27 protein-coding genes are annotated in these 26,519 nt (G+C 67.9%); 10 read left to right on the top strand and 17 right to left on the bottom strand.

Translation table 11 applies throughout. The annotated features are described in order from the left end of the window. Positions 1-24 precede the first annotated feature (24 nt). Both ACGFH6_RS22090 and ACGFH6_RS22085 read left to right on the top strand, forming a co-directional pair. Complete coding sequence (locus ACGFH6_RS22090; protein ID WP_393386678.1) at positions 25-981, top strand: carbon-nitrogen hydrolase family protein; 957 nt, start codon at positions 25-27, stop codon at positions 979-981. Positions 982-1,074: 93 nt separating this feature from the next. Then, positions 1,075-1,419: a VOC family protein gene (locus ACGFH6_RS22085; protein WP_393386676.1), complete on the top strand. Its 345-nt coding sequence runs from the start codon at positions 1,075-1,077 to the stop codon at positions 1,417-1,419. A 726-nt stretch (positions 1,420-2,145) separates the two neighbouring features. Here the strand turns inward: ACGFH6_RS22085 and ACGFH6_RS22080 are convergent. Continuing rightward, on the bottom strand, positions 2,146-3,189 hold the full coding sequence (locus ACGFH6_RS22080; RefSeq protein ID WP_393386675.1) for a hypothetical protein: 1,044 nt from the start codon (positions 3,187-3,189) through the stop codon (positions 2,146-2,148). Positions 3,190-3,425: 236 nt separating this feature from the next. Between ACGFH6_RS22080 and ACGFH6_RS22075 the strand changes: the two genes are divergently transcribed. Beyond that, positions 3,426-3,878: a hypothetical protein gene (locus ACGFH6_RS22075; protein WP_393386672.1), complete on the top strand. Its 453-nt coding sequence runs from the start codon at positions 3,426-3,428 to the stop codon at positions 3,876-3,878. Here the strand turns inward: ACGFH6_RS22075 and ACGFH6_RS22070 are convergent. Further along, positions 3,862-4,290 (bottom strand): Imm7 family immunity protein, encoded by a 429-nt coding sequence (locus ACGFH6_RS22070; RefSeq protein WP_393386671.1) that lies wholly within the window; start codon positions 4,288-4,290, stop codon positions 3,862-3,864. The two genes, ACGFH6_RS22075 and ACGFH6_RS22070, sit on opposite strands and share 17 nt — an antisense overlap. Positions 4,291-4,390: 100 nt before the next feature. After that, the gene (locus tag ACGFH6_RS22065; RefSeq protein ID WP_393386668.1) at positions 4,391-4,750 is read right to left on the bottom strand and encodes a YciI family protein; all 360 of its coding nucleotides are present in this window, start codon (positions 4,748-4,750) and stop codon (positions 4,391-4,393) included. A gap of 135 nt (positions 4,751-4,885) precedes the next feature. Between ACGFH6_RS22065 and ACGFH6_RS22060 the strand changes: the two genes are divergently transcribed. The 3 genes from ACGFH6_RS22060 to ACGFH6_RS22050 all read left to right on the top strand — a co-directional run bounded on the left by ACGFH6_RS22060 (position 4,886) and on the right by ACGFH6_RS22050 (position 7,038). Then, the gene (locus ACGFH6_RS22060) at positions 4,886-5,317 is read left to right on the top strand and encodes a hypothetical protein (protein ID WP_393386667.1); all 432 of its coding nucleotides are present in this window, start codon (positions 4,886-4,888) and stop codon (positions 5,315-5,317) included. 158 nt (positions 5,318-5,475) lie between these two features. Continuing rightward, complete coding sequence (locus tag ACGFH6_RS22055) at positions 5,476-6,144, top strand: SAM-dependent methyltransferase (RefSeq protein ID WP_393386665.1); 669 nt, start codon at positions 5,476-5,478, stop codon at positions 6,142-6,144. 159 nt (positions 6,145-6,303) lie between these two features. Next, entirely contained in the window at positions 6,304-7,038 is a 735-nt protein-coding gene (locus tag ACGFH6_RS22050; protein WP_393386662.1) for a Type 1 glutamine amidotransferase-like domain-containing protein, read from the top strand. Positions 7,039-7,050: 12 nt separating this feature from the next. Here the strand turns inward: ACGFH6_RS22050 and ACGFH6_RS22045 are convergent, their stop codons facing one another. The 4 genes from ACGFH6_RS22045 to ACGFH6_RS22030 all read right to left on the bottom strand — a co-directional run bounded on the left by ACGFH6_RS22045 (position 7,051) and on the right by ACGFH6_RS22030 (position 9,222). After that, positions 7,051-7,563 (bottom strand): class F sortase, encoded by a 513-nt coding sequence (locus tag ACGFH6_RS22045; protein WP_393386659.1) that lies wholly within the window; start codon positions 7,561-7,563, stop codon positions 7,051-7,053. Between the two features lie 6 nt (positions 7,564-7,569). After that, positions 7,570-8,214, bottom strand: a complete 645-nt coding sequence (locus ACGFH6_RS22040; RefSeq protein WP_393386656.1) for a class I SAM-dependent methyltransferase — start codon at positions 8,212-8,214, stop codon at positions 7,570-7,572. Between the two features lie 111 nt (positions 8,215-8,325). Further along, positions 8,326-8,733, bottom strand: a complete 408-nt coding sequence (locus tag ACGFH6_RS22035) for a YkvA family protein (protein ID WP_393386653.1) — start codon at positions 8,731-8,733, stop codon at positions 8,326-8,328. An 18-nt stretch (positions 8,734-8,751) separates the two neighbouring features. Next, on the bottom strand, positions 8,752-9,222 hold the full coding sequence (locus tag ACGFH6_RS22030) for an NUDIX domain-containing protein (RefSeq protein ID WP_393386650.1): 471 nt from the start codon (positions 9,220-9,222) through the stop codon (positions 8,752-8,754). 64 nt (positions 9,223-9,286) lie between these two features. Between ACGFH6_RS22030 and ACGFH6_RS22025 the strand changes: the two genes are divergently transcribed. Both ACGFH6_RS22025 and ACGFH6_RS22020 read left to right on the top strand, forming a co-directional pair. Continuing rightward, positions 9,287-12,475 carry a BTAD domain-containing putative transcriptional regulator gene (locus tag ACGFH6_RS22025; RefSeq protein WP_393386647.1) on the top strand — a complete coding sequence of 1,063 codons (3,189 nt, stop codon included), beginning with the start codon at positions 9,287-9,289 and terminating at the stop codon, positions 12,473-12,475. Positions 12,476-12,561: 86 nt separating this feature from the next. Continuing rightward, a complete protein-coding gene (locus tag ACGFH6_RS22020; protein ID WP_393386644.1) occupies positions 12,562-13,989 on the top strand; it encodes an FAD-binding oxidoreductase in 1,428 nt (475 codons plus the stop codon). A gap of 87 nt (positions 13,990-14,076) precedes the next feature. On the opposite strand, the gene ACGFH6_RS22015 is transcribed toward ACGFH6_RS22020, so the two are convergent. Beyond that, positions 14,077-14,565 carry a carboxymuconolactone decarboxylase family protein gene (locus ACGFH6_RS22015; RefSeq protein WP_393386641.1) on the bottom strand — a complete coding sequence of 163 codons (489 nt, stop codon included), beginning with the start codon at positions 14,563-14,565 and terminating at the stop codon, positions 14,077-14,079. A 170-nt stretch (positions 14,566-14,735) separates the two neighbouring features. On the opposite strand from ACGFH6_RS22015, the gene ACGFH6_RS22010 reads away from it, so the two are divergent. Continuing rightward, positions 14,736-15,623, top strand: coding sequence for an RNA polymerase sigma-70 factor (locus ACGFH6_RS22010; RefSeq protein WP_393386639.1), 888 nt, complete (start codon positions 14,736-14,738; stop codon positions 15,621-15,623). A 102-nt stretch (positions 15,624-15,725) separates the two neighbouring features. On the opposite strand, the gene ACGFH6_RS22005 is transcribed toward ACGFH6_RS22010, so the two are convergent. Further along, positions 15,726-16,592 carry an HIRAN domain-containing protein gene (locus ACGFH6_RS22005; RefSeq protein WP_393386636.1) on the bottom strand — a complete coding sequence of 289 codons (867 nt, stop codon included), beginning with the start codon at positions 16,590-16,592 and terminating at the stop codon, positions 15,726-15,728. 231 nt (positions 16,593-16,823) lie between these two features. Here ACGFH6_RS22005 and ilvA point away from each other — a divergent pair, with 231 nt between their 5' ends. Further along, positions 16,824-18,107 carry a threonine ammonia-lyase IlvA gene (gene ilvA, locus ACGFH6_RS22000; RefSeq protein ID WP_393386633.1) on the top strand — a complete coding sequence of 428 codons (1,284 nt, stop codon included), beginning with the start codon at positions 16,824-16,826 and terminating at the stop codon, positions 18,105-18,107. A 50-nt stretch (positions 18,108-18,157) separates the two neighbouring features. On the opposite strand, the gene ACGFH6_RS21995 is transcribed toward ilvA, so the two are convergent. The 8 genes from ACGFH6_RS21995 to rhaS all read right to left on the bottom strand — a co-directional run bounded on the left by ACGFH6_RS21995 (position 18,158) and on the right by rhaS (position 26,513). Beyond that, positions 18,158-18,649 (bottom strand): hypothetical protein, encoded by a 492-nt coding sequence (locus ACGFH6_RS21995; RefSeq protein ID WP_393386631.1) that lies wholly within the window; start codon positions 18,647-18,649, stop codon positions 18,158-18,160. 62 nt (positions 18,650-18,711) lie between these two features. Continuing rightward, the gene (locus ACGFH6_RS21990; protein WP_131362600.1) at positions 18,712-18,954 is read right to left on the bottom strand and encodes a LuxR C-terminal-related transcriptional regulator; all 243 of its coding nucleotides are present in this window, start codon (positions 18,952-18,954) and stop codon (positions 18,712-18,714) included. 5 nt (positions 18,955-18,959) lie between these two features. Then, positions 18,960-20,414, bottom strand: coding sequence for a rhamnulokinase family protein (locus tag ACGFH6_RS21985; protein WP_393386628.1), 1,455 nt, complete (start codon positions 20,412-20,414; stop codon positions 18,960-18,962). Further along, positions 20,411-21,871, bottom strand: a complete 1,461-nt coding sequence (locus tag ACGFH6_RS21980) for an arabinose isomerase (protein WP_393386625.1) — start codon at positions 21,869-21,871, stop codon at positions 20,411-20,413. The genes ACGFH6_RS21985 and ACGFH6_RS21980 overlap by 4 nt, the downstream gene beginning before the upstream one ends. A gap of 15 nt (positions 21,872-21,886) precedes the next feature. Continuing rightward, entirely contained in the window at positions 21,887-23,920 is a 2,034-nt protein-coding gene (locus ACGFH6_RS21975) for a bifunctional aldolase/short-chain dehydrogenase (RefSeq protein ID WP_393386623.1), read from the bottom strand. Positions 23,921-23,924: 4 nt separating this feature from the next. Then, the gene (gene rhaI / locus ACGFH6_RS21970) at positions 23,925-25,088 is read right to left on the bottom strand and encodes an L-rhamnose isomerase (RefSeq protein ID WP_393386621.1); all 1,164 of its coding nucleotides are present in this window, start codon (positions 25,086-25,088) and stop codon (positions 23,925-23,927) included. 5 nt (positions 25,089-25,093) lie between these two features. Beyond that, positions 25,094-25,435 (bottom strand): L-rhamnose mutarotase, encoded by a 342-nt coding sequence (locus tag ACGFH6_RS21965; protein ID WP_393386619.1) that lies wholly within the window; start codon positions 25,433-25,435, stop codon positions 25,094-25,096. Positions 25,436-25,445: 10 nt separating this feature from the next. Beyond that, a complete protein-coding gene (gene rhaS, locus ACGFH6_RS21960; RefSeq protein ID WP_393386616.1) occupies positions 25,446-26,513 on the bottom strand; it encodes a rhamnose ABC transporter substrate-binding protein in 1,068 nt (355 codons plus the stop codon). Positions 26,514-26,519 lie beyond the last annotated feature (6 nt).

Raw genomic sequence — 26,519 nt, 5'->3', positions numbered from 1 at the left:
GTATCGTCGAGGCAGGGGGGCCAGATGACGACGTTGACGGTTGCGGCTGTGCAGGCGGCATACGTGCTGATGGATCGCGAGGCGACGCTTGCCAAGGTGGAGGAGTTGCTGACCGACCCCGCAGTACAGGCGGCCGACCTCGTCGTGTTCCCCGAGGCGTTCGTGCCCGGTACGCCGATCTGGATCGACGGGCCGCCGATCTGGGACGGTGACGAGCAGTGGTTCGCGATGCTGGCCGACCAGGCCGTGGTCGTACCGAGCGAGGCCACCGACCGGCTCGGGGCAGCCGCTCGGCAGGCGGGGGTCTATCTGGTCATCGGGATCAACGAACGCGAGGCCACCGGGAGCACGATCTACAACACCTTGTTGTACTTCGATGCCAACGGCAACCTTCTCGGCAAGCACCGAAAGCTGATGCCGACCGGCTCGGAACGCACCGTGTGGGGAATGGGCGACGGCTCGATGCTCGAGACGTACCCGACCCCCTTCGGGCGCATCGGTGGGCTGATCTGCTGGGAGAACTACATGCCGCTGGCCCGGTTCTACCTCTACTCGCAGGGTGTCGACGTGTGGGTGGCGCCGACGCTGGCGCGAGGTGACGGCTGGATCGCGACCATGCGCCATATCGCTCGAGAAGGCCGCTGCTACGTGATCGGCGCGAATCCGTGCCTGCGTGTCGACCAGATCCCGGCGGACTTCCCCGACCGGGACCGGGTGTGGCGGACCGATCCGGACGACCCTGACTGGGTCGAGCCCGGCAACACGGTGATCGTAGGCCCGAACGGAGAGATCCTTGCCGGACCCGCCCGGCACGCCGAGACCATCCTGGTCGCCGAACTGGATCTCGCCAACGTCCGTTCGGCGCGGCGAATGTTCGACCCGGTCGGCCACTACCACCGCCCCGACGTCTTCCGGCTCGCCGTCGACACCGCCCCGCGGCCCGTCGTCACCACACTCCGCAACGGCCTCCCCGACGACTGACCATCCCCTTGGCCCGCCACGGTCTGCGGGATCTGCCGAGATCCGGCAACCACACCATGCAGTCGCGGACAGTCCTGCGGGACACTGACCATCATGAGTCTGTCCCTGATGAACGTCACGGTCGATTGTGAAGTGCCACCCGGCGCGGTCGCCCGCTGGTGGGCCACCGCGCTCGCTGCGAAACTCGACGGCGACTGGGGCACCGCGGCGCGGGTGAAACTGCTGGCCGACGGAGCACCACGTCTGCTGTTCATCCAAGTCCCCGAACCCAAGCACGAGAAGAACCGTGTCCACCTCGATCTGCTGGCCGACGACCGCAACAACGAGGTGCAGCGCCTCACGGCCCTAGGCGCAACCGTCGTCGCCCACCACGACGAGTCAGACGAATCCTGGACAGTCATGAGAGACCCATACGGCAACGAGTTCTGCGTGAACTGAACCCAACCGCACGCGCATACCGATGTGCGGAAGGTCGGATGATCTTGTCGGGCAAGCTCCCATGAGCGGTCAAGATTAGAAGCAGCCGACTGAAGGAGGAGCACTGCGCGAACACGACCCAGCGCCGGGGCCGGCTGAAGACCGCTTCGAGCGTGTTTACGTTGAACTCGACTGGTATGACGGGCCTCGTGGAGGCCTGGCGGATGTCAATGGCGTTCCCCACTACTTCGCGGCAGTCAACGGCTACAGCCGCAATGACGATGAGTTCGCGATCTGGCCCGCGACCAGGAGCGCCCTCGCGATCGAACAGCGCCAATGGCAGCTCTTCGTTGCCTGGAACGATCGCTATGAGAACGGCGATGCGACGGTCTGCGAGCATCCAGGTCACGGCGGTGTCAGTGACGAGTACGACCGCCTGACCGAAGCAGTGGAAGCGGATCGCCAGCCACCAACTGGTAGCCGTGTAGTTCGCGCCAGGTGGAAATGGCTCGACCGTGACAACCGGTACTCAGCAGAGGGACCTGACTACATGGTCTGTTGGATTCAGGGCGGTCACGTGGCCGACAGCACTACTGGAGTCGAAACGACGAATTGACCGATTGTTCGGCTTGCTGTCAGACGTCCATCGACGACCGGACACGCCGCGATCCGCGCTCATGCCGATCAGCGGAGGCCTGACGTCAGACCGAGAGGATCTTCGACGTCGGACACACGCACGCAGGTCTGTCACAACTCGGTGCGCAGGATTGACGCTGCGGCGGCCATGGCGTGCATCTTTCCCTCTGCGCTCGCGCGGGGGAGGTACTTCATCCCGCAGTCGGTGGCGATGGTGATCCGGTCCGGGGAGGTGTAGGAGAAGGCACGCCGTACCCGATCGGCGACCAGCTCGGCGGACTCGACCTCGGGGTCGGACAGGTCGATGACGCCCAGGATGATGGTCTTCTCGCTGAGGTCCCTCAGTACGCCGAGATCGAGACCCGACTGTGCGGTCTCGATCGAGATCTGGTCGGCCGAGCATCCGGCCAGCTCGGGGAGGAACGAGTATCCCTCGGGCCGTTCGTGGATGATCGCGGCGTACCCGAAGCAGATGTGGACGGCGGTGGTGCCGGCGACGCCGTCGAGCGCGGCGTTGAGCGCTACGAGGCCGTACTCGCGGGCCGCCTCGGGCCGTGCCTGCATGTACGGCTCGTCGATCTGGACCAGGTCGGCACCGGCGGCATGCAGGTCCTTGATCTCGGCGTTGACTGCGGCGGCGTACGCCAGAGCCGCCGACGCGAGGTCGGGGTAGTGGTCGTTCTGTGCCTGCTGCGACATCGTGAACGGACCTGGCACGGTCATCTTGACCCTGTGGTCGGTGTTCGCCTTCAGGAACTCCACGTCGCGGACGCCGATGGGGTGCGGCCGCACGATCGGGCCGGCGATCCGCGGCACCGGGTTGGGATGCCCACTGCGATCGAGCGCCGACCCGGGGTTGTCGATGTCGATGCCCTCGAGGGCGGTGGCGAAGTGGTTGCTGTACGACTCGCGCCGCATCTCGCCATCGGTGATGATGTCGAGTCCCGCCCGCTCCTGGGCGCGAATGGCCAGCAACGTGGCGTCGTCCTGCGCCTGTTTGAGGTACTCCGCCTTGACCCGCCACAGCTCCTTCGCCCGCACCCGCGGGGGGAAGCGCCCAGCGAGCTTGGCCCGGTCGATCAGCCAATCCGGCTGGGCGTAACTGCCCACCAGCGTGGTTGGCAGGATCGGCAGCGGAGTCGACGTCGCAGTCACTCTCGTGACTCTAGACCCGCCACCGCCCGATGAGGAGGCGTCCGCTTCCCTCACAGTTGCTTGGGCAATCCACCCATCTGCCGCGATCAGCTCGGCGCTCTCCATCCCTGCCTCGCACTCCTGGGGACTACGCCGTTCGACATCGTGAGCCGGCAACTGACAAGCCACCTGTCCGCGCAGTACGCCGTCACGCGCGGACATGCCGCGTTCCGCGCGGTCGTGGTGATGAGCGCAGGGTGCCGTTGGAACGATGGGAAGATGGCCAGGTGAGCGGCGTCGGTTGGGTTGACGAAGCGAGCTGGAAGGATGCGGGTTCTGTCCTGGCGACCTCGGTCGAGGTTCCCGCGACTGTCAGACGTCCCGCCGACGGCGGCGATGCTCGCCTGGACGTGGAGCTACACGGGCCGAACCCACAGGAACGGCTCAACGCCGCTTTGGACGAGCTGCGGGTGCTGTTGACCCAGTTGCCGGACCTCACGGCTGCTGCATTAAGACTGGCGCCCGAGGAATGGCGTCGCCGCTACGGAGAGGGCGGGCCCGGAGCCGCCGACTACTCGGGCTTATGGCTGGACTGCGTCGAGTTCCACGCCGACGGCCAGCGATGTCTTGTCTTTGACTTCGGCGACCTGGAGCAACTGGTGCTGGAACTCCGCCCGGACGGCAGCAGGCGAGTCACCGTCGAGCCATGAACCACCCTCTAGCTGGCGCCGGGATCCTGGTCCTCGACTGCGCCCACGTGGGGCGAAAGTGTTTCCTCGACCTCGACCTGGACGGAGCCTCGTCGCAGCACTCGGCGCGACCAGTCGTCATCGACACCGTGATAGATCGAGTGAAGCAACCCGTAGCTGCCGGGGCGAGGAGACTGATGCGCGTCAACACATCGTGTGGCTTCGTCGTCGGGTGGTTGTGACACCCGGCCACCCAGACGTGCATCTGCCCGTTCTGCCAGCGCCAGTCGAGCACCTCGTTGACGACAGGCGCCTGTTCGTCGAGGTACTTCTGAACTGCCGACAGGATTCCCACCGATCGGTTGTCCGCATCCTCGTCGTCCTCTGCTCCAGGAGAAGGTACGACGACCGCCCAGCCATGCCACTCGAACACGACCGCATCCTGCCATCGAACCGACCGCACATGCCGCGTCCCGTGCTTTCGAGAACTGCGCCATGTTCCTCACCAGGTGGTGAGGAACATGGCGGTGAAGTCAGTTGGCTCGAGGCTGGGGCTTGAAGCGGCGGACCTCGTGGGGCCAGCCGCAGGCCTCCGCGACCTTGCCGGCCCACATCTTGGCGGTCTCGTCATCGGGCACGTTCACCAGAGCGAACCCGCCCAGAAACTCCTTGGTCTCCACGTAGGGCCCGTCGGTGATCAACACCTCGCCGCTGGTGGGGTCAGCGTTGTAGACCGGGCCGTCCTCCTCCTCCAGTCCCCCGGCGAAGACGTAAACGCCGGCGGCCTTCATCTCCTCCGTGACCGCCATGGCGAGCGGCCCTCGCCCACGGAACCACTCCTCGGTGTGGTCGCCCACCCACTGCTGGTTGAAGTAGATGAGGTATTCGGGCATGTCTGCTCCTCCGGCTCCAGCGGACCCTCTGTCCGCCTCCACCTACGCTACGAACGGCCTCCGGTGGATCCGACAACCGATACCAAAAGACTTCTCTTGGATTCTGGTACAGCCCGCAGAGGTACGATCCCGAGGGTGGCGCAGTACCTGTTCAACCTCCTGCAGGCGGACGCAGCGAACGGCCAAGCCGTCCGCGAACTGGCCGCCGGGTTCATGCGAGTCGGCATGTGGGGCATCGACCCCGACGAGGCGCACGCCCACGCGCTTGCGCCCGGCGACCAGATCCTCATCTACCTGGGCGCACCCGACCGCGTGTTCATCGGCCGCGCCGAGCTTGCCTCAGCTGTCCACGATTGGACACCTTCCGAGGCGCAGGAGTGTCCGGACAATTCCACTCGCGGAGTGTTGCTGACCCACGTCGAGGAATGGGACCCACCCGTGTCAATGCGAACAGTCCTGTCGCGCATCCCCCCGTCCGAGAAGGCAAGGGCCGACTTCCAAACAGGCGTCGTTCGGATCACCACCAACGAATACGAAACCGCCCTCGCCGTGGCCACCGAACGCTAGCCACCGCCACGACAGCACGCGCGAATAACCGGTTGCCTGGTTGCGAGTACTCGCCCACACTCCGGCGCGTGGATGATGGCGAGCTTGGGGTGTTGTTGAGGAACGGGCGGTATCCGCGGGCTGCTGGGTATTCGGCTCGGTGGATGGTTGACGGGGGGATGGGGCCGAACCCTGTGTGGCAGGCGGAGGCCTGGACCGATCTGATGGCGCTCGAGCCCGGCATGCGGGTGCTCGACATGGGTTGTGGAACTGCGCTGAGCTCGATCTTCCTGGCCAAGGAGTTCGGTGTTGAGGTGTGGGCGGCTGACCTGTGGGTCAAGCCCGACGAGAACCTGCGCCGCGCGGCCGAGGCACAGGCAGAAGACCAGGTGCACCCGATCTACGCCGAAGCCCATGCCCTGCCGTTCGCCGAGGACTTCTTCGACGCGATCATCAGCATCGGCGCGTACCACTACTTCGGCACCGACGACCTCTATCTCGGCTACTACTCGCGCTTCGTGAAACGCGGCGGTCAGCTCGGCATCGTTCAGCCCAGTCTCGCCGAGGAGTACGACACGCTTCCCCCGCCACACCTCAAGCCCTACTGGAAATGGGACTTCTGCGCCTGGCACAGCCCCGCCTGGTGGCGCCGGCACTGGGAGAAGACCGGCCTGGTCACCGTCGAGGTCGCGGATCTACTGCCCGACGGGTGGCGAGACTGGCTGCAGTGGAACGAGGCCTGCGACCACGACAACGGTACGCCGGGACAGGAAGAAGCGCAGATGCTTCACACCGACGCCGGCCGCACGCTCGGCCTCACCCGAGTAATCGCCCGCCGCAACAACTAGCCCACTCCGTGCTCGCCTGCGGACCGCCCCTCTGATCGAGCGCGTCAGTACCTCGTGGGGTGCTCGCTGCTGCTCTACTGGCCGTGGCGTCGCGTATGTCGTTGACTGTTGCCCTAGGCGGTTGAGGTATCACGCGATGGCAACTCGGGAAGGTGGGACATGAGAGCTCTTCTCACGTCGAGCGGGGTCAAGAACGGCAGCATCCGCGACGCGCTGGTTGACCTGCTGGGCAAGCCGATCGCCGAGTCCAACGCTCTGTTCATTCCCACCGCCCTCTACCCGTTCCCGGGCGGGCCCGGTATGGCGTGGGAGGCGATCTGCGGCAAGCGATCGTCGTTGTTGTGTGGTCTCGGCTGGAAATCGCTGGGGATCCTCGAGCTGTCGGTCCTGCCGAGCATCGAGGAGGACACTTGGATGCCGGCGGTCCGGGACGCCGACGCACTCCTGTTCGGGGGCGGCGACCCGCTGTTTCTCGCCAACTGGATGCGGCGCTCCGGTCTGACCGATCTCCTGCCGGCGCTGCGCTCCGAGGCGGTCTACGTGGGCGTGAGCGCCGGGAGCATCGCAGCAACCTCCACCTTCGTCGAGACGTTCGTCGATCCGCCCCGCCCGAGCGACGGCCCGCTGAAGACGGAGAACGTCGTGTTCGCCACGCCCGAGGGTGACCTCGGCAGAATCCTGGTCACGGGACAGGGAGCGGGACTCGTGGACTTCGGGGTGATCCCCCACCTCGAGCACCCGTGGCACCTCGACGCATCCATGGCCAACGCCGAGAAGTGGGCGGCACGGATCCCTGCGCCGACGTACGCAATCGACGACGACACCGCGATCAAGGTGGTCGACGGCACCGTCGACATCGTCTCCGAGGGCCAGTGGAAACTGTTCCAGCCCTGACGAACCGGGGAGCTACGTGATCGGCAGGGCGATCACGACGACGTTGCTGAGGTAGACGGCGCCGTTCCAGTCCTCACAGGTCACGAGGACCAGCCGAGCACGAACATTCTGGTCGAACAGTTGCGTCGCCCGCTTCGCGAGCGCGGCTTTCCGGTACGTCGTCACCGTCGCGACTCGGTAACGCAGCTGACCACGTCCCGTCGACGCGACGACGACCGACCCGGGGACCAGCTGGTCGAGCTTGTCGAAGGCTCCACCGCCGTTGTGAACCGTGTGCCCGGTGATGACCGCGGAACCACGCGCGCCGCCGAGGTGTGCGCCCGGGATCTCGACGCGGCCCCAGGTGGCGTCGCTGAAGTCTGCGGATGGGACGAGCTCCCGGACGGCAGCGACGACCTCGGCGCGTCCGAACGGCAGCGGGGACGGACGCCATGAATCGGGGATTTCCTCGACGCTGCGAATGTCTGCCGGGATGTCCTGGACGAAGATGTCGCGGCTCACAGTGACGATGATGTCAGCCGGCATCAGCCACTAGATGGCTTTGTGGGCGATTAGGTAGCCGTGGGCGGGGGTGTTTGGGGTTTCGGGTTCGCGGACTGTGGTGGTGTGGAGGGTGAAGCCGGCGGTTTGTAGGAGGGCGGCCAGGTCGGTTGGTTGTTGGCGGTACCAGGTGATGGAGATGGGGGTGCCGAAGAGTTCGGTGCGGTGGTTGTTTTCGGTGCCGATCTGGAAGGCGAGCATCAGCACGCCGCCTGGCGCGAGGACTCGGTGGAACTCGGCGAAGAGTTGTGGGCGCTGATCCCAGGGGATGTGGATGATCGAGTAGTAGGCGAGCAGACCGCCGAGGGTTGCGTCCGGCAGGTCCAAGGCGAGCATCGAACCCTCGTCGAACCGGAGGTGCGGATGGGTACGACGGGCCAGCGCCAGCATCCCTGGCGACAAGTCGATGCCGAACGCGTCCAGTCCCAAGTCAGACAGCAGGATCGTCACCCGGCCCGGTCCACAGCCGACATCGGCGACGAGATCGTTGCCTCCGGCCCGTACCAGCTCCGCGAAGGCGGCGAACAGCGCACGATCGAGCGGTCTGTCATCCAGACTCGACGCCACGATGTCGGCGTGCTCGGCGGCCAGAGCGTCGTACGAGTCCCGCAAGGCACCAACAAACGAGGTATCCATCACGACCCTGGACACTAAACCGCACCACCGACAGTCGGGATCCGGGCGAGGCCGCGGACCGCGACCACGCCGTCAAGGGATCCGAGGAGGCGACGGACCGCGACCACGCTGTCAGGGGATCCGGGCGAGGCGGCGGATGGCGGCTAGGCCGTCGGGGGATCCGGGCCAGTGACGGTCGAGGGCCTCGCTGCCTGCACGACGCGTGACGGAGCGCAGCGCGAACGCAACGATCACAGCGTCATCGGCGTACCCGATGACCGGGATGAAGTCGGGCACCAGGTCGAACGGCAGGGCGAGGTACGCGAGCAAGAGCCATAGCCGGACCCGCACCCCACGCGGCAGCGTCGGGTCGGCGGCAAGACGACGCAGCAGCCGGACCAGATCGGGCAGCAGTCGCAGCGCATCACGGACGCGCAGTTCGTCCGGCCGGCCGATCCACAGCGCGACGATCAGCGCGAGCCAGAGGAGCAGCACGCCACCGACAACGCCCGCTCCCACAGACCACCAAGTCGCCGCCACGCGACCATTCTGCCGAACTCACAGAGGTGGGGCGCCGTTCTCCAAGTAGGTGGACGTCCGGGCGTTCAAGGCGGCCGTGACCCGGGCGTACTGGTTGGAGTCGAGGAGGTGCTCGGCCTCGGTCAACAGCACGAAGCGAAAGGCGCTCGCCTCGGTTGGGTCGAGGGCGATGCGGTCGACGTCGGAGGGTGTGAGTACGCCGCCATCGAAGATGAACGCGACCACCTCGGTGAAGTCACCCAGTCGCGGCACCCAATCCACGGCGAGCAACGCGCCCGGCTCCACCACCAGCCCCAACTCCTCCTGGACCTCGCGCTGGGCGGCGCGCCGTGGCGACTCGTCCCGTTCGACCGCGCCACCCGGCAGGTCCCAGGTCGGCTTGTACGGCGGATCGAGCACCAGCAACCGCCCCGCCTGGTCGGTGAACAAGCAGTCGGCAGCCATCCGTTTGGTCGGGAACCCCGCAGTGAAATGAACCTCGTCAGTCACGTCGCCCAGAAAACCACAGGTGCTCGGGGGCAGTTTCGTGTTTACGCTCTTCGGGGAGGGTGAGGTGCGGATCCGGCTGCTTGGGGGATTTGGGGTCGATCGCGGGCAGTTGCCCGTCGATGGCCGGGCTTGGCGTCTGCGGAAGGCGCGGACGCTGGTGAAGATGCTGGCGCTGACGCGGGATCAGCGGCTGCATCGCGACGTACTGCTCGAGGCGTTGTGGCCGGACCGGGCCCCGACGTCCGCGGTCAACAATCTCCATCAGGCGCTGTACGTCGCCCGCCGGGTGCTCGCCGGCGATGAGTCGAGCGACGGCTTGCTCGAACTGCGCGACGACTTCGTGGTGCTGCGGGCCAACCGCAGCGTCGAGGTCGACGTCCGGACCTTCGAACGGTTGGCAGCACTCGCCCGCGCGAGCGGTGATCTCGCGGACCTGCGCGCCGCGGTCGCGGCGTACGCCGGCGATCTGCTCCCCGAGGACCGGTTCGAGGACTGGGCCGTCCGGCCACGCGAGGAACTCCGGGCGAGCTACTGCGACCTCCTCGTCGACCTCGCGGACGCGGCTGCCGAGGCTGGGGAGGACGTGGAGGCGCTCGATGCCCTGCAGCGCGCGCTCGCCATCGACCCGCTGCACGAACGCGCCGTCCGCAGCCTGATGCGACGCCATACGACGATGGGCCGGCTGTCGGAGGCGCTGGCGCAGTACGAACGGTTGCGCGGCGAACTGCGTACGACGTACGGCACCGATCCGGACCCGGAGACGCAACGGGTGTACCGCGACCTGCTGACCGGCAGTGTCACCGTCGACGACCCGCCGACGACGGTCCGGCACAATCTCGCACCGGCGTTGACGAGCTTCGTCGGCCGCGAACGAGAGATCGCCGATGTCCACCGTCTGCTGGAGCGAGGCCGCCTGGTCACGCTCACCGGCGTGGGCGGTGCCGGCAAGACCCGGCTGGCGGAGGAGGCCGCCCGCCGGCTGCACGAGTACCCCGACGGCGTCTGGATCGCGGACCTGGTGCCGGTCGCGGATCCACACCTCGTTGCGGATACCGTCGCGGCCGCACTCGGGCTGGATCCCGCGGCGGGCTCGGACTCGTTGCGCACCCTGATCACCCGCCTGGCACCCCGGAACCTCCTCCTCGTACTCGACAACTGCGAGCACCTGCTCCCCGCCTGTGCCGGACTCGTCAGCGCAGTACTGCGAAGTTGCCCCGGCGTCACCGTGCTCGCGACCAGCCGCGAACCGCTGCATGCTCCGGGCGAAGTGACCTTCCGGGTGCCCTCTCTCGAGCTCCCGGAGCCTGCGGACGCGGGTGATCTCGACCGACTCGGGACTCTGGCGTCAGTACGCCTCTTCGTCGAGCGCGCCCAGGACGTCCGCCCCGGCTTCGTCCTCGATGCGGACAACGCCGGCGCCGTCGTCGAGATCTGCCGCTCTCTCGACGGCATCCCGCTGGCACTCGAGCTCGCCGCCGCACGCGCCTCGCACCTCGAGCCGGCAGAGATCGCCGAGCGCCTCGGCGAAGCACTTCCCCTGCTGAGCCGGCACGGCGAGATCACCCGGCACGCGACGTTGCGGGCAGCGCTGGAGTGGAGCCACGCCTTGTTGTCGGACGACGAGCAGGTGCTGCTCCGCCGGCTCGCCGTGTTCGCCGGAAGCTTCTCGCTGCCATCGGCCGAGCAGGTGTGCGCCGACGAGCGGATTCCCGGTCCGACGGTGCTGGACTACCTCGGCCGCCTGGTCGACAAGTCCCTGTTGGTGGTCGACCACGACGGCCCTCGCTCCCGCTACCGCCTCCTCGAGACCATCCGGCAGTTCGCACGCGAGCGGCTCGTCGCGGCGCGGGAGATCGGACCGCTCGAGGCCGCGCACTGCCGGCACTTCCTGGAACTGGCGTCGGACCAGGACCCGGAGCGAGCCAGCGTCGTCGTCGAACGCCCGCAGTTGCTGGACGCCGACCACGACAACCTTCGCGCCGCACTCGCATGGGCGCTCCACCACGATCACGAACGGGCCCTGCTGCTCGGAGTGAGCCTGTCGCAGTACTGGCTGGCACGCGGTCATTTCGCCGAAGGAGCCGGTTGGCTCGAGCGCATTCTCGAGGCGACCGCCCCACCGTCCCCAGAGCGAGAGCGCGCGTTCTTCGCCCTGGCGACCCTCGACGCCCGGAGGGGTCTGAGCGGCCGGCTCCCAGGCCTCGGGGACGAGGCTGTCGCTGTTGCCGCACAGTCCGACGACCCAGCGGCCGTGGTGTCCGCCCGGGTACTGCGGGGCACTCTGCTGCTGGGGAACGGAGACCTCGAGGAAATCGAGCAGGTCGCCGCCAACGCGCTGGTCCGGGCCGACTTCCTGGCAGCGGCACCCGTGGCCGCTGCCGCCCGCGGGCTGGCCGCGATGGCTGCACTCTTCCGCGAGGACGTCGTACCCGCGCAGGAACGATTCGCCGAATGCCTGCGGCGGCTGAGTCTCATCGACGCGACCGCCGTCCCGTTCTTTCCCGCCGTCACGATGTGTATGCCGCTCGCGCCCGTCGACGGATCGCTGGTTCCGGTGTTCGAGGAGACGTTCCTGCTCGGGCGTCGGGTCGGCGCGGTACAGGGACGTGGCTACGCTCTGTCCGCCTTCGCCGACGCCCATCGGCTGGCGGGCGACCTGGACGCCGCGCTGGACGCCGTACGGCGGTCCGTCGACACGTTCGCCGGTATCGACGACGCGGCCGGGCTCGGCCACGCTCTCAACCATCTGGGGTGCATCGAGCGCGACCAAGGCCTGTTCGAACCGGCCGAGGAGCATCTCCGCGAAGCTCTGCGGATCCGGGAGCAGTTGGGAGATCGCCGCGGTGAGAACCTCAGCCTGGCCAACCTCGGGTTGCTGTCCGCAGCCGCCGGTGACGCCGGAGCCGGACGACGCCTCACCCGCATCGCCGTCGACCGCGGCGAGGCCGTCGACGACGTACCCGGCGCGGCGGGCGCACTGCTGAACCTCGTCATCGTCGAACTCTTCGCCGGCGAACGGCACGCCGCCCGGCTGCTCGCCGAACAGGTGATCGAGGCCTTCCACCCGCAGGGGTACCTGCGGCTCGAGGCGTGGATCCGGCTCCTCGCCGCCGAACTCGCCCACGACGACGGTGACACCGAGACACTGGCCAGACACGGCCGGGCAGCGTCCGAACTCTTCAGCCGGCTGGGCTGCCACATCGGTACGGCGCGCGCCGCCGCCCTCCCACAGCGTCCGCTCACGGCGCGCTAAGTCACGCTAAGCCACTGCGAAGGCCGTCTCCCTAGCGTCGTTGTCGTCCAGGAAAACCTCCTGGAGGGGACGAATCAGGAGTAGCGATGACAACGACGCAAGCGCGGCAGGACACGCTCGGGGAGGCCACGCTCGGTGAGCTCGCCGAGGGACTTCGTGGCGAGCTGGTCCGCCCGACCGACCCTTCGTACGACGAAGCGCGGTCGATCTGGAACGCCGCGCACGACAAGAGACCCGCACTCATCGTGCGGTGCCGCGGGGTGGCCGACGTCATCCGGGCAGTCGAGTTCGCCCGGAGCGAGGGGCTCACACTGGCCGTCCGGGGCGGCGGCCACAGCATCCCGGGCTTCTCGACCACGGACGGTGGACTGGTGATCGACCTGTCCCCGATGAACGCGGTACGGATCGACCCCGACCGGCGCCGGATCGTGGCGCAGGGCGGATGCACCTGGGGAGATGTGGACGCCGAGGCACAGGCGTTCGGCCTGGCGGTAACAGGGGGCTTGGTGTCCACGACCGGTGTCGCGGGCTTCACGCTCGGCGGCGGGATCGGCTGGCTCGTCCGCCGGGCCGGCCTGGCCTGCGACAACCTGGTCGGGGCGGACATCGTCACGGCGGACGGCCGGTACCTGCATACGAGTGAGGACGAGAACCCGGAGCTCCTCTGGGCGTTGCGTGGCGGTGGCGGCAACTTCGGCGTCGTCACGTCGTTCGAGTTCAAGGCGTACGAGGTCGGTCCGACCGTCTTCGCCGGTCTGGTCTTCTACCCCGGCGACAAGGCAGCCGACGTACTGCGGGGATTCGGTGCGGCAGCGGCCTCGGCACCTGACGAACTGTCGCTGGCGATCAACCTCACCACCGCACCGCCGTTGCCGTTCCTGCCCGAGGAAGTGCACGGGAAGCCGATCGTCGCCGTACTCGGCATGTGGTCCGGGCAGGCCGAGGATGGCGACGCAGCGACCCGGCCGTTCCGTGAGCTCGCGCCTGTGGTGGCGGATCTGTTCGGCCCGATGCCGTACAACGCGATGCAGACGCTGCTCGATCCTCTGTTCCCACGGGGTATGCGGAACTACTTCCGGTCGGCGTTCTTCAGTGACCTCGGGCCGGCGACGGTCGACGCGCTCGTCTCCTCGCACACCCAGGTTCCGAACGGCGTGTCCGAGCTCCATGTTCACCATCTCGGTGGGGCGATGGGCCGGGTTCCGGCCGACGCCACCGCGTTCGGTACGCGGGACCACGAGTACATCCTCAACGTGGTCGCGCGGACCCCGGACGCCGATGGCTTCGACACCGCGGTTCAGTGGGCTCGCGCCGCGGGAGCCGCGCTCGGACCGGACGCGGCGTCGTACGTGAACTTCACCGGCGAGACGAACCAGGACATCGTTCGCGCGTCGTACCCGCCGGCGACCTACGAGCGGCTCGTCGCGGTGAAGGACACCTACGACCCGACCAACCTGTTCCGGCTCAACCAGAACATCCCGCCGTCGGCGGGTTCGGATCGGCACCAGGGGTAGTCGCCGATCGTACGGGCCCGGCTCCGGATCAGGTGGTCCGGAGCCGGGCCGCGACACGGCTCAGTTCCTGCAGCTCAGCCCTCGGGCTCAGCTGTTGGCGAAGTCGGCGAACATGCCGGGTTCGTACGAGCCGCCCGGAGTGCGCGGGATGACGTTCATCCGGTTGGCCGCGTTGATGATGGCGACCAGGGAGATCAGCGCGGCGAGCTGGTCGTCGTCGTAGTGCTTGCGGGCGTGCGCCCAGGTCTCGTCGGAGACGCCCTGGTGGGTGTCGGCCATCCGGGTGCCCTCCTCGGTGAAGGCGAGCGCGACGCGCTCGGACTCGGTGAAGACCGAGGACTCGCGCCACGCGGCGATCAGGTTGAGCCGCGTGGCGGTCTCGCCGGCCGCGGCAGCGTCCTTGGTGTGCATGTCGATGCAGAAGCCGCAGCCGTTGATCTGGCTGGCCCGGATCTGGACCAGGAACTGAACGGTCTTCGGCAGCGTCGACTGCTCGAGCATCAGCGCCAGGCCGGCGAAGCGCTTGCCGAGCTTGGCGGCCCACTCGTTCTCCATCATGTTGAATCGGGCGTTCATCGCGTCGTCCTTCGGTGTGATGTTGTGGTCGTGACGAACACAAGATGCCGACGGACCGATCCGCGTGACAGCGCGGTGAAGTGACGCACGCCACTCCACCCGGTCTGTCACAGAACGGCGGGTTCCGGTGTCTGATGGACAACACCTTCGCCTGCGCAGAGGAGCCACCCATGGCCGGCCCGGATCCAGCCACCGAGGCGTTCGTTGCCCACCGCAACCTGCTGTTCACCGTCGCCTACGAACTGCTCGGCTCGGCCGCGGACGCGGAGGACGTACTGCAGGAGACCTGGTTGCGCTGGGTGGGCGTCGACCTCGACTCGGTGCGGGACCAGCGGGCCTACCTGGTCCGGATCGCCAGCCGGCAGGCGCTGGGCCGGCTGCGGACGCTCGGGCGGCGCAGGGAGTCGTACGTCGGCCCGTGGCTGCCCGAACCGCTGCTGACCGCACCCGACGTGGCCGACGACGTCGAACTCGCCGACAACGTCTCGATGGCGATGCTGCTCGTGCTGGAAACACTCAAGCCGACCGAGCGGGCGGTGTTCGTACTGCGTGAGGTCTTCGCCCTCGAGTACGACGAGATCGCGGAAGCGGTCGACAAGACCCCGGCCGCGGTCCGCCAGATCGCGCATCGGGCCCGGGCGCACGTCGCGGAGCGCCGGCCGCGCGGATCCGTGTCCCCGGCCGAGTCCCGCGGCGCGCTGGAGGCCTTCCGGTGGGCGGTCGAAACGGGCGACCTGCAACGACTGCTCGACATGCTGGCGCCGGACGTCGTACTCCTCGGTGACGGTGGCGGCGTCAAGCAGGCTCTGCTGCGTCCGATCGTCGGAGCCGATCGGGTGGCGCGGTTGCTGGCGGCCGGCCTGCCGAACGTCGTCGGCGAGTTCACCGTCGAACCGATCCAGGTCAACGGCTCCCCCGCGCTCCTCCTGCGCCAGGACGGCGAGATCGAACAGATCGTCGCCGTACGCCTCGACGACGGCCTCATCTCCGGCCTCTACGTCGTCCGCAACCCCGAGAAACTCTCCCACCTCGAAGAAGAAACCATCCTCAACCGCTGAGCCCAGCCCACCCTTCATAGCAGCGCGGCGGGGTTCCTGGAGCCGGCGGGCAAGTAGCTCCGCAGTACCCACCCAGGGGCGTGGTGAGTACTGCGCAGCCGCCTAGTTGGCTTCCTTGGTAGCCCAGTAGTGCCACTGTGGGGACGCGGCTGGGGAGCGGGTCAGGCCGTCCGGCCAGGTGGCCGGGAGGTCGTGACTCCGCGCCGCGTACAGGATCACCTCCGATGCGATGCGGTCGCCGCGGACGGCGACACGGGCAGCCGTCTCGGCACGCATGTCGGTGAGGTAGTGGATGGCCGGCAGGAACTCCGCGCTCAGCCGTGGACTCAGCCGTCCGACCGGTTCGTCGTCCAGCCGGACCTCGACCACGATCCGGTGCCGGTCGTTGAAGCTGTCCTCCTCCTCGATCGCGTGCATGGTGCCGTACGCCCAGCACTCGCCTTCCGCACGGAAGAACGGCGCGAGTACGTCGGGATGCACCTCACTGCCCGGTACGACGATGCCGCCGCCGGGCGGCAACAGGTGATAGCTGCCCGGCGGAGGCAGATTCACCGGGACCAGCATGTGCGGCTGGCCGAGGGCCACCGCCACACTGGCATGGAACTCGGTGCCCTGGTCGCCCTTGCCGTCCCAGTCCGCCGGTTCCCACTCACTGACCCACAGGTGGCACGGCACCTGCGGTTGCAGGCCTTGCGCCACCAGTTCTGACAACACCGGGTGGTACCGGTGCGCATCGTCCCTCGGCAGGTAGCCGACAACCTTCCCCTGCACCCGTACGGCGATCGATCGGGGGTCGAAACGGTTGTGCGGTTCCGGGACGAGGTCCGCGTCGGTGTCCAAGTCTGCGCCACGCGCTGGGATGGGGTCGGGAAACAGGCTTCGGATCGCCTGCTCGTGCGGCGTCTCCCGCACGACCTCCTGACCACACCACAGGGCGTCTCCCCACAGACTGAACGGAATCAGTTCCATCCGTGCCCTCCAGTCCACTTGACCGGCTTTACTCGGCTCATCCCGTCCAGGACCCTGGCCGTTACACCGAGTGAGCGTATGAAAACTAGACTGCCCAGTGAAGAGCCGTTTCACGCCTGGGGCAAGGGTCTGTTCCCCAATGGTGTCCCAGTCGTCCGTACTGTGGACGCGGATTGTCTTGTGCAGCGAGCGAATCGGCGAAGATCGTGCAAATGCACGGGAAGGAACGTCATGCAGGGCAGTAGTTCAGTCGCTCGATCGAACGCCGGTCCGGCCGTTGACGCGGCAGCGATCGAGGCGGCGGTACGGCGAATCGACGGTGTCGCGGTGCGTACGCCGTTGCAGCGCAATCTCCGGCTCTCGGAGCGCACGGGCGCGCAGGTCTGGCTGAAGCGGGAAGACCTTCAGATCGGCCGGTCGTACAAGCTCCGCGGCGCGTACAACCTGGTCGCCCAGCTCGACGACGAGGCGAAGTCGGCGGGCGTGGTCTGTGCCAGCGCTGGCAACCACGGCCAGGGGTTGGCGTACACGTGCCACACACTCGGTGTGCAGGGCAAGGTCTATGTTCCGCGTACGACGCCGCGCCAGAAACGGGACCGGATCGCGGCGCTCGGCGGGAAGCAGATCCAGGTGATCATCACCGGTGACACGTACGACGATGCTGCCGCCGCGGCGCTTGCTGAGGGCGAGGCGACCGGCGCGACGATGGTCCCGGCGTTCGATGACCCGAGAACCGTTGCGGGGCAGGGCACTGTGGCTGTTGAGCTGATCGAGCAGCTCGGTCAGGCGCCGGACGTGCTGGTGGTTCCGGTCGGTGGTGGTGGGTTGGTTGCGGGGGTCGCGACCTGGCTGACGGAGCGGCATCCCGGCGTACGGATCGTTGGTGTGGAGCCGGCTGGGGCGGCGAGCATGGCGGCGGCGCTTTCGGCTGGTGAGCCGGTGACGCTGCCGCAGCTGGACAGCTTTGTGGACGGGGCCGCCGTACGGCGGGTCGGAGACGTGACGCTGCCGTTGGTGGCGGCTGCCGGGGTCGAGATGATGTCGGTCCCCGAGGGGCTGGTGTGCTCGGAGATGCTCGAGCTGTACCAGACGGACGGGTTGATCGCGGAGCCTGCCGGGGCGTTGTCTACGGGTGCCTTGGGCAACGGTCTTGAGGTGCGGCCCGGTGAGACGGTCGTGTGTCTGCTCTCGGGTGGGAACAACGACGTCAGCCGGTACGGGGAGATCCTCGAGCGGTCGTTGGTGCACGAGGGTTTGAAGCACTATTTCCTGGTGACGTTCCCGCAGGAGCCGGGCGCACTCCGTCAGTTCCTGGACGAGGCGCTGGGGGCGGACGACGACATCACGCTGTTCGAGTACGTCAAACGCAACAACCGGGAGACGGGCGTGGCGTTGGTCGGCATAGAGATCAGCCGGCCGACAGACCTCGACGGTTTGCTGGCCCGCATGGATGCCGCACCGCTCGAGATCGAGCGCATCCACCCGAACTCCCCGGAGTTCCGCTATCTGATCTGACCGTCAGCAAGGCACAGACGTAGGGCCCGGCGTTGGCCGGGCCCTCGGGGTCAGTGGCTGGTGTGTTTGGGGTTTCGGGGGTCGTGGGGGTGGGTGCCGTCGGTCCAGTGGTTGTCCTCGGACGGCCGGCCGTTCATCCCGTCGGCGTCTCGACCGTCGGGCGTCTCGCGCCCGGTCTGGTCGGGGGTGTCCGGCCAGAGGTTCTGGGCCCGGGCGTGGTGTTCGGTGGATTCGGTGCGCGCCTCTTGGGCTGCCTCGCGGCGTTCGGTGGCGCCGGCGGACAGGCGGCGGGCTTCGGCTGACTTCTCGTCGGCTATGGCCTGGGCCTTGCGGGCGCGGGCTTCGACCTCGTCGGCGGCCGCTTGCTGGCGTTCCGCGTGGGCGGCCGACGTTCTGGCCTGTTTCTCGTGTTCGTGGGCTTCGCGCTGTTGCCGCTCGGCCCGGCGCTTCGACGAGGTTCGGGTCGCGCCGGCGATCACGGCGACCACGATGACCAGAGCGGCCAGCGCGACGACGATCCAGACAATGGTCATTCCGTCCATCGCTCCTCCTCGGCTCGATGTTCGGACCCCCGGTACCCGGACCGTCGCGCGCCTAACGTGCCTCAGACAAGACCGCGGCGAGCGGCCCAGACGATGGCCTCGATCGCGGTGCCGAAGCCGAGCCGGTCGCAGACGGTTCGAGTACGGCGGCGGACCGTTCGTTCGGACAGATCGAGCCGACGCGCCACCGAGTCGACCGGCAGGCCGGTGGCAAGCAGCCGAAGGAGTTGCAGATCGTCGTGACTGATCTCGCGAGGCGGTACCCGGCGGGTGAGAGGGCGGAGTTCCTGGGGGAGGACGGTCATACGGATCACCTAGCTCCGAATAGGCGGGACTCGGCGGCGTCCCAGTCGGCCGGTTTTCCCTGCGGCTCGTAGCGCCGCAGACGATGGGTGGAACGGACCAGGGCGCGCATCGCTCCCAGGTCCGGCAACGGCTCGCCCAGTGCGCGAGCCTGAACCAGAACGTTGCCCAGCGCCGACGCCTCGACCGGCCCGGCGAGCACAGGCAACCCACAAGCGTCAGCGGTCAGCTGACAGAGCAACTCGTTCTGCGAACCGCCCCCGATGACGTGCAGTACGTCGACCGGCCGGTCCGCGATCGTTTGCGCTTCCCGCAACGTCCGGCGGTAGGCGAGCGCGAGACTCTCCAGCACACACCGGACCGCGGCGGCCCGCGAGCGCGGGGGCTCCTGCCCGGTCGCCCGGCAGTGCTCGTCGATCCGCGCCGGCATGTTGCCTGGAGCAAGGAATTCCGGAGCGTCCGGATCGATCAGTACGGCGAACGCCGGTGCGCCGGCCGCATCCCGCAGCAATCCCTCGAGATCGTGGTCCTCCCAGACGCGCTGGCACTCCTGCAGGATCCACAGCCCCATCACGTTGCGCAGGAACCGGATCCGCCCGTCGACCCCACCCTCGTTGGTGAAGTTCGCCTCGCGAGCCTCGTCCGTCAGCACCGGCTCCTCCAACTCGAGCCCCACCAACGACCACGTCCCCGACGAGATGTACGCGAACCGCTCGTCCCCCGCCGGCACGGCCACTACCGAGGAGGCCGTGTCATGGGACCCGACCGCGATCACCGGCGTACCAGCGGCCAACCCGGTCTCATCAGCCAGCACGGTTCCCACCACATCTCCCGGCTCCCGGAGCTCCGGAAGGATCCCCAGCGGCACGCCGACTCGCGCGGCCAACGTCTCGCTCCACTGACGGGACCGCACGTCGTACAGCTGCGTGGTCGAGGCGTTCGTCCGCTCAGCCCCGATCTGCCCGGTCAACCAGTAGCCCAGCAGATCCGGAATCATCAGCAACGTCGCCGCCTGCCCGAGCAGCCCGCCCGCGGCGGCTGTGCCGAAGGCACCGGACTCGACGGCCAGCTGGTAGATGGTGTTGAAGGGTAGTTGCTGGAGGCCCGTAATGGAGTACAGCTCGCCGGTGGAGACGCGGGACAGGACACGTTCCATGACGCCGTCGGTGCGGGAGTCTCGGTAGTGGATGGGGTTGCTGAGAAGGCGGCCGGAGGCGTCGAGGAGGCCGTAGTCGACGGCCCAGGAGTCGATGCCTATACCGTCGACGGGACCCGCCGCGCGGAGGCCGTCGAGCACGGACCGGTAGAGGTGGAGGATGTCCCAGTGGAGGGTGCCTCCGACGCTGACCGGGCCGTTCCAGAAGCGGTTGATCTCGGTGAGCTCGAGTCGGCCGTCCCCGACCACGCCGAGCATGACGCGTCCACTGGACGCGCCCAGGTCCACCGCTGCGACTCGCTTCATGGGGAAACGACGGTCAGGTCGAGGTGAAGGAGGTCGGCGACCGCGGCCAGGTCCTTCGCCTTGTGACCGGTCCCGAGCGCCCAGTGGTGCGCGACCCCGGACGCGGACCATGCATCGGTCCACTCACCCGGATCGCATCCGAAGTCGACCCGTGATGTCGTGTTCCCGATCTGCAGCAACGGCCCGGGTACGACGATCCCCTCGGACGCGATCAGATTGAACGTCCCGTCCCGGCGCTGCCCGAGTCCGCAAGCAGTCACCGGCCCGTGCTTCACGTCGAACTCGACCGACACGCCCCAGCCCCGCTTGCCGTGATAGACCCCGAGCCCGCGCAGCAACGGCTTCCGCGCGGAGATCGCGAGATGCGCGGGCCCGTCGTGACCCATCTCGACCACGTTGTCGTTGAAGTTCAGTGCCTGCAGTTCCGTGAACGACCCGCCAGCACCGAGCTTGTCCATCACCAGCATCGCCAGCGACGTACGCAGCTCGTACTCACCGGCCGCCGGCACACCCCTTGCCGTCAGCAACGAAGCGCCCAGGATTATGCCGGCCGCCACCCGCTCGTGCATCTCGCCGTCGAGCCCCCGGTGGTAGTAGGCCAGCGAGGTCAGGGAGAAGTCCTCGACCAGCCGATCGAGCGCGACCGACACGGTCGCGCCCCACCGGAAGTCGTCCTCGTCCACCGAGTCGTCGAGCGTGAAGATCTCCCGGGCGACCTTCATCCGCTCCTCGGTCTCCGCGGCGCTGACCTTCTCGACCCTGACCCGCAGATCGTCGATCTCCAGGATCTCCACGTGTCCGCCGAGCTGCGCGGATACCAGCGTCGGGTCGGTGATCACGTCCATCATCCCCGGGTACAGATGCCCGAGCAGGCCGTGCCGTCCGTGCCGGAAGGCTGCGCGTACGCCGGCCGCCAGGATCCACCGGTTGATCCGCGCCCACGCGCGCTCGTCCTCCAGGTACCCGGACACCGACCGGAAGTCGACCCCACACCGCTCGAACGCGTTCGCCATCTCCGGCAGGGGACACGCACCGCAGTACGCGAGCCAGGCTCCGGTGTCGAACGTCGCGTGGTCCATCGCCTCGGTCGGCTGCAGGTTCAGCAGCAGCACCGGTGCCCCGCTCCGCTGCGCGACCGGGACCAGCATCGACGCGGTCATGTACGTCGTCAGGAAGCCGACGATCAGATCGCAGTCCGCCAGCCGGAGCTTCTCGGCCGCCGCGGCACCTTCCTGCGCATCCGAGATGAACCCGACGTCGATCACCTCGCAGTCCAGCTCCGAGAACCGCTCGGACACCCGCCGCGCGGACGCCTGCAACTGCGGCAGCAGGTCGGGGAACTGCGGCCAGTAGGCACCGAGCCCACCGGCCACCAGTCCGATCCGGGTCTTGCGCGGCTCGACCCACGGCAGTACTCCGCTGCCGTCGACAGACCGGCTCGGGTCAGTGGTCCACATATCAATCTCCCCGAACTAACGTAGGAACGCCGCAGCGACGCCGGCATCGACAGGAACATGCAGGCCGGTCGTGTGGGTGAGGTCGCCGCCGGTCAGCGCGAAGACGGCCGCGGCCACGTTCTCCGGCAGCACCTCGCGCTTCAGCAGCGTCCGCTGCGCGTAGTACGCGCCCAGCTCCGACTCGGGTACGCCGTACACCGCGGCCCGCTGTGCGCCCCAGCCCTTGGCGAAGATGCCGGATCCGCGGACGACGCCGTCCGGGTTCACGCCGTTGACGCGGATGCCGTACTCACCGAGCTCCGCGGCGAGCAGCCGGACCTGGTGGGCCTGGTCGGCCTTGGCCGCGCCGTACGCGACGTTGTTCGGCCCGGCGAAGACCGAGTTCTTGCTGGAGATGTAGACGATGTCGCCACCGAGGCCCTGGTCGATCAGGACCTTCGCGGCCGCCCGCGAGACCAGGAACGATCCCTTCGCCATCACGTCGTGCTGAAGGTCCCAGTCCCGTTCCGTTGTCTCCAGCAACGACTTGGAGATGGACAGTCCGGCGTTGTTGACCATCAGATCGACGCCGCCGAAGGCCAGTACGGCCGCACGCAGCGCCTCCTCGACCGCCTCCGCCGACGACACGTCGGCGCCGACGGCAACCGCGACATCGGACGACCCGATCTCCTTGGCCACGGCTTCGGCCGCGGCCAGATCCAGGTCGGCCACCACCACACACGCGCCTTCCGCGGCCAGCCGCTGCGCGATCGCCTTGCCGATCCCGGAGCCACCGCCGGTGACGAAGGCGACCCGCGTCGCCAGCGGCTTCGGTCGAGGCATCCGCTGCAGCTTGGCCTCCTCCAGCGCCCAGTACTCGATCCGGAACTTCTCCCGCTCATCGATCGGCGCGTACGTCGACACCGCCTCGGCGCCACGCATGACGTTGATCGCGTTCACGTAGAACTCGCCGGCGACCCGCGCGGTCTGCTTGTCCTTGCCGAAGCTGAACATGCCGACCCCGGGGACGAGCACGATCGCCGGATCCGCGCCCCGCATCGCCGGGCTGTCCGGCTCGGCATGCCGGTTGTAGTAGGCGGCGTACTCGGACCGGTATTCCTCGTGCAACTCCTTCAGCCGGGCCACTGCGTCGTCCACCGAGGCGGAGGCAGGCAGGTCCAGCACCAGCGGGCGCACCTTGGTGCGTAGGAAGTGGTCGGGACACGAGGTGCCGAGCGCTGCCAGTTCAGCCAGCTTCTCCCGGGACAGGAACTCGAGCACCACCTCGGAGTCGGTGAAATGCCCGACCTGCGGCTTGTCGGTCGACGCGAGACCACGGATCACCGGGGCCAGCGCGGCGGCCCGCACGCGGCGCTCCTCGACCGGCAGCGGCTCGAAGCCGGCAACCACAGCGCCGAAGGGTTCGGCCACACCACGCTCCTCGAGGAAGCGTTCCGCCGTACGAATGATCTCCAGGGAGTTCGCCTCGCACTCGGCCGAGGTGTCGCCCCACGCGGTGATGCCGTGCCCGCCGAGGATGCAGCCGATCGCCTCCGGGTTGTCCCGCTTGACGGCCGCGATGTCGAGACCGAGCTGGAACCCGGGCCGCCGCCACGGCACCCAGACCACCCGGTCGCCGAAGCACTCCGCGGTCAGCTTCTCCCCGTCGGCAGCGGTCGCCAGCGCGATCCCGGAGTCCGGGTGCAGATGGTCGACGTGCGGCGAATCCACCAGACCGTGCATCGCGGTGTCGATCGACGGCGCCGCGCCACCCTTGCCGTGCAGGCAGTAGTCGAACGCGGCGACCATCTCGTCCTCGCGGTCGACACCCGGGTACACGTCGACCAGCGAGTTCAACCGGTCGAGGCGCAGTACGGCGAGGCCGGCCGGGGTCAGCGTGCCGAGGTCGCCACCGGACCCCTTCACCCAGACCAGGTCGACGGGCTGCTGCGTGACCGGGTCGGTCGCCGTACCCTTCGCCGACGTGTTCCCGCCGGCGTAGTTCGTGTTGCGTGGATCGGCACCCAGTCGGTTGCTACGCGCAACGAGCTCGGCTGCAGTGTCGGTCATTGATTCAGGCTCCCCATCCGGCTTGCTGGCCGTCGGCTCGGTCTTTCACGATTTGTTCGAAGTAGCCGCTGCGCTGGTACGCGGCGACCGGGTTCGGGTCCAGGCCCTGCGACTCGCGCAGGTCGGCGAGCAGGGGCCGGACGTCGGTGTTGTAGGCATCCATCAGCGCGGCGTTCGCCTCCAGCACGTCACCCGAGGCCTGGGCCGCACGGAGTGCGTCCCGGTCGACCAGCAGCGCCTTCGCCGTGGCCTCCTGGACGTTCATCACCGACCGGATGATGGCCGGGATCTTCACCTCGATGTTGTGGCACTGGTCGAGCATGAAGGCGATCCCGCGGTCCGGGTCGAGCGCGTCGCCGCGAACGATCTCGTTCATGATCCGGAACAGCTGGAACGGGTCGGCCGCACCGACCATCAGGTCGTCGTCGGCGTAGAACCGGCTGTTGAAGTCGAACGCGCCGAGCTTCTTGGTCCGGAGCAGGAACGCGACGATGAACTCGATGTTCGTCCCCGGCGCGTGGTGCCCGGTGTCGATGCAGACCGTTGCCTTCGGCCCCAGTTCGAGACAGTGCGCGTACGACGTACCCCAGTCCGGCACGTCGGTGGTGTAGAAGGCGGGCTCGAACAGCTTGTACTCCAGCAGCATCCGCTGGTCGTCACCGAGCCGGTCGTACACCTCCTTCAGCGCGGCCGCGAGCCGGTCCTGCCGGTCCTGGATGTCGTCCTGGCCCGGGTAGTTCGTGCCGTCGGAGAACCACAGCTTCAGGTCCTGGGACCCGGTCGCGTCCATGATGTCGACGCACTCGAGCAGGTGGTCGGTCGCCTTCCGCCGTACCCGCGGATCCGGGTTCGTGACGCTACCGAGCTTGTAGTCGTCGTCCTGGAAGACGTTGCTGTTGATCGCCCCCAGCCGGACGCCCTGCTCCTTGGCGTACGCCGACAGCCGGGCGTAGTCGTCGACCTTGTCCCAGGGGATGTGCAGGGCGACGCTCGGCGCGACACCGGTGTACTTGTGCACCACGGCGGCGTCGGCGATCTTCTCCTCCGGCGAGCGCGGCACACCGGGCTGGCTGAACACCTTGAACCGGGTCCCGGAGTTCCCGAACGCCCACGAGGGCAGCTCGATCTCCTGGCGGCTCAGGGCATTCTTCACAGCTTCGGTCGTCATGGTTCTCAGTCCCCTTCAATCGAAAGCGCAGGCAGGTGGAAGATCTCGGGCAGCAACAGGAACGACTCGTCCGGCGGCCGGCCGTCGATCCCTGTGAAGAACTCGGTCATCTGGGCCTGCCAGCGGGTGTTCACCTCGGTCGCCGCCATCGCCTTCTGCGCCGCCTCCAGGTCCTCGGACTCGACGTACCCGATCAGCAGGCCGTCGTCGCGGAGGAAGAGCGAGTAGTTGTGCCAGCCGGAGTCCCGTAGCGCGGCCTGCATGTCCGGCCAGACGTTGCGGTGGCGTTCGACGTACTCGTCCAAACGGTCGGGCCGGACCTGGAGGCAGAAGCAGTAGCGATTCATCAAGTGGCTCTCAGAAGTTGAACTGGTCGATGTTGGCGGCGGTGAACTCGGTCGGCGGCCCGAGCACGATCTCGCCGTCGGCGCCGATGGTGTACTCCCCGAGCTTCCCGGCCTTGAACTTCTCCCCCTGGGCGCCGGTGATCTGGCCCGAGCTCAGCGCGGCACCGGCGTACGCGGCCAGGTAGCCGATGTCGGCCGGGTTCCACAGCGCGAACTTCTTCACCGTGCCGTCCTTGACGTACTGGCGCATCTGGTTCGGCAGCCCGAGACCGGTGATGGCGACCTTGCCCTTGTAGCTGGACGCGCTCACGTACCGCGAGGCGGCCGCGATGCCGACCGTGGTCGGGGAGACGATCACCTTGAGGTTCGGGTACGACTGCAGCAGGCCCTGCGCCTCGGTGAACGACTTCTGGTCGTCGTCGTTGCCGTAGGCGATCTTGACCAGCTTCAGCTTCGCGTTCTCCGGCTTGGCCAGTTCGGTCTGCATGACCTTGATCCAGGAGTTCTGGTTGGTCGCGTTCGGGGTCGCGGACAGGATCGCGATCTCGCCGGCGCCGCCGGCCAGTTCGCTGGCCATCTTCACCAGGCTCTCGCCGATGCCCTGAGTGGTGGCCTGGTTGATGAACGCGTCCCGGCAGGTCTTCGACGCATCGGAGTCGAAGGTGACGACCTTGATGCCCGCCTTGCGGGCCTGGTTCAGCGACGGGCAGACCGCGTTCGGGTCGTTGGCCGCGACCACGATCACGTTCTGCTGCTGCTGGATCAGCGTGTTGATGTAGCTGACCTGCGACGACGCGCTGGCGTCGTTCGGGCCGACCAGCTTGTACTCGCCCTTGATCTCGCCGACCGCGACCTTGCCGCCACCCACCTCGACATCGGTGTACGGATTGTTCAGCTGCTTCGGCAGGTAGGCGATCTTCAGCCCTTCCTTGAGCGGGGCGTTCGGATCGGCCTTGCCCGCGGTCGACTCCGGGGCCGCCGTGTTCTGGCCTTCCGTGCTCGACTTCGTCGTACCGCCACAGGCGGCCAACGTGAGCGCGACGACGGCCAGCACCGCCAGGTTCCTACGTTGAGACATGGTTTC

It is taken from the genome of Kribbella sp. NPDC049227 (genome assembly GCF_043197265.1).
In the GTDB taxonomy this organism is placed as follows: Bacteria; Actinomycetota; Actinomycetes; order Propionibacteriales; family Kribbellaceae; genus Kribbella.
The sequence above is the reverse complement of the archived record's forward strand: the minus strand, read 5'-3'. Positions and strand labels throughout refer to the sequence as shown.